1 protein-coding gene is annotated in these 595 nt (G+C 54.6%); it reads left to right on the top strand.

The window, feature by feature from the left end; translation table 11 throughout:
- Positions 1 to 188: 188 nt before the first annotated feature.
- On the top strand, positions 189 to 595 hold a 407-nt coding region (locus HMPREF1627_RS02010), incomplete at its 3' end, for an ATP-binding cassette domain-containing protein (RefSeq protein WP_158705806.1).

A 595-nucleotide genomic window follows, 5' to 3' on the forward strand; every position in this document is an offset into this window, starting at 1 on the left:
ACGAACGTAACCTGCTGGTTGGAATCAGCGAAGAAGATGAGCAGAGGCTTTCACTACTGTTGAAGCCGCTACTACTCGCATTCGACGCTTAACGCTAACGGTGCGCACCGCGTGCCTGCCAGCTTCATTACCTAACATTTTCGACCCGATTTGTACCCGATTAAGAGGAAATCGTGAGCAACGAAAACATGAACCCACAAGCTCCCACGAGCCCTAAGCAAAGCATTCATAGCACCCGCTTTGACGGACCGCCAATCGCGATAGATGCCCGCGGTCTAACAAAAGTTTTTGGGAACACCATTGCGGTTGGCAACCTAACGCTGGGAATCCCGCGCGGATCCTTCTTTGGCCTAGTTGGCCCCAATGGAGCAGGCAAAACCACTTTCCTTTCTATGGTTACTGGCATGCTCGTGCCAGACGCTGGAACCGCATACATTTCCGGGGTAGATATCTGGGACAAATCCGAAGAGGCCAAGGCCATGCTCGGAGTTCTGCCCGACGGATACCGACTGTTCGACCGCCTCTGTGGCGCTGCCCTGGTGGAATACATGGGAATGCTCCGCGGGCTCGATAAAGACACTGCCCGCACTCGGGC

This window comes from Actinomyces sp. S6-Spd3 (assembly GCF_000758755.1).
GTDB lineage: Bacteria > Actinomycetota > Actinomycetes > Actinomycetales > Actinomycetaceae > Pauljensenia.